Source organism: uncultured Mucilaginibacter sp. (genome assembly GCF_903893715.1).
Taxonomy (GTDB): Bacteria; Bacteroidota; Bacteroidia; order Sphingobacteriales; family Sphingobacteriaceae; genus Mucilaginibacter.
The window spans coordinates 1-2,103 of sequence record NZ_CAITNG010000145.1 but is presented as its reverse complement, the minus strand read 5'-3'; the positions used below and the strand labels follow the sequence as shown (position 1 = coordinate 2,103).

At 42.8% G+C, this 2,103-nt stretch carries 3 protein-coding genes; all 3 read left to right on the top strand.

Annotated elements, in window-relative coordinates:
• A partial coding sequence (locus tag QZX97_RS17705; protein ID WP_295664862.1) for a hypothetical protein occupies positions 1-596 on the top strand: 596 nt, incomplete at its 5' end.
• Between the two features lie 4 nt (positions 597-600).
• Entirely contained in the window at positions 601-936 is a 336-nt protein-coding gene (locus QZX97_RS17700; RefSeq protein WP_295664860.1) for a hypothetical protein, read from the top strand.
• 51 nt (positions 937-987) lie between these two features.
• Positions 988-2,103: hypothetical protein (locus QZX97_RS17695; RefSeq protein ID WP_295664857.1), on the top strand; the 1,116-nt coding region annotated here is incomplete at its 3' end.

Below are 2,103 nucleotides of genomic sequence, written 5' to 3'. Positions count from 1 at the left end.
CTAATGATGGCTTAGAAGTACCGGTTTGCTTACGAACGCAAAATTTACTGGCTTTTTTAGACTGGGCAGCGCTAAGGCCGATGACCGAGTTTGAATTTGAAAAAGCCTGTAGGGGACCTGTGTATCCTGTACCCAATGAGTTTGCCTGGGGCACAACTGACCAATCGGCCGACTATACCATTGTTAATCAGTTTCAAACCAACGAGTATAGCTCAACAGCACCTTTGGGCCTGTCAAATATAGGCGGTAAAGAATTGCACAGGGCAGGAATAGAAGCAACATCAACATCTGATCGGGTACATGCGGGTGCTTCTTATTATGGAATTTTAAATCTTACCGGAAGTACATTTGAGCGTTGTGTCGGCGGGTGGGGTTATGATTACTCTGGCTTCACGGCTATAAATGGTAATGGTAATATAACAAATCAGGGAACCACAAATATTATTGGATGGCCAATAGAAGACTATAAATACGTTTTTAGAGGAGGGTCTTTAATTTATTGGGGAAGAAATAGTAGCAGAGATGTGCATGGAGATGTCAATTATTCCGATCCATATGGTTTCGCACAAGGCGGAAGAGGAGTACGATCATTCTAGTTTAATGAATAAGCCCCTACTTTTTTCGCTATTGCTGTTTTGTTTTACAGCTACTAAGGCGCAAATAATATTACCCGCTATGCGTGTGTTTAATGTTAAAAAGCCCGTAACAATATTTTTAGGCGGCGGGGGCAACTCGTCTCAAACGGCTGCCTTGCTGCAAAATAATTGCAACCCTGTTTTGGTTAACAATATGTTTTTAGGCGGCGGGGGCTACTCGTCTCAAACGGCTGCCTTGCTGCAAAATAATTGCAACCCTGTTTTGGTTAACAATATGTTTTTAGGCGGCGGGGGCTACTCGTCTCAAACGGCTGCCTTGCTACAAAGTAATTGTTATTGAATGTGTTATGAAATATCAATAGTTAATTTAAATATATATCATAAAATGAAAATGAAAAAAATAATTTTAGCTTTTTTTTTAACAGCAAGCTTTTTATCAAGCATTAAAGCCAATAATTTGGTAATGGGCACGCCAACAATTAGTGGCAGTACAGTAAGCTTTACCATTAAATGGGATAATAGCTGGAACGTTACGTCAGGCCCGTCAAATTGGGACGCCGTTTGGATATTTTTAAAGCGGCAAACCTGCGACCCGGCCAATCAAAACCCCTGGACGCATGCCATGTTAGCAGGTAGTGGACACTCGGTTACCGGCTCGCAACTACAGGTCGATCTTGCGTCAGACAATGAAGGCGTGTTTGTAAGGCGCTCCGCACCGGGTATAGGCAACATTACAACGGCTACGGTTACCGTAACATTGGCCACAGCCATTGGTGCCGATAACATTGGGCTATACGGTATCGAAATGGTTAACATACCCCAAGGATCGTTTTATGTGGGCGATGGCGTATCGAAATATACATTCGGAGATAGTGGTAACAACCCATTACAGATCACTAGCAGCGTCTTGGCAGCAAATAGCGGCGGTATGCCCAGTTCTGTGTATGGAGGCAATCAAAATTTAGGATCATCGGTACCTTTGCCAAATACCTACCCATTTGGTTATAACAGTTTTTACTGTATGAAGTATGAAATAACCGCTGCTTTATATGTTAGTTTTTTAAATACGCTAACCTACAACCAGCAATTACACATGCAGCAGGATAAAAATTGGAATCAAACACCTCCAACATCGCCTGCGGGAACAACATTTATGGGCAACTGGGGCTACAATATTGTTATCGATTCACCAGGTGTTACCAAAACCCAAATGAAACCCGCAGTATATGCCTGTGATGCTAACGGAAATGGCGTATTTAATGAAGATTGCGATGGTTTGGCATTACCTGTAGCGTTGCGGAAAGAGCACTGGCTTTCGTTTATGGAATGGGCGGCCCTCAGGCCGATGACAGAGTTTGAGTATGAAAAAACATGCAGGGGCCCTGTAGCTCCGGTTCCTTACGAATACTCTTGGGGAACAACAGATTGGTCCAATGATTACAATACACTTAACTGGCAGTGCTCAACCGAGGTTCCACAAAATTTCAGGCTTGGTTTAAATAATATG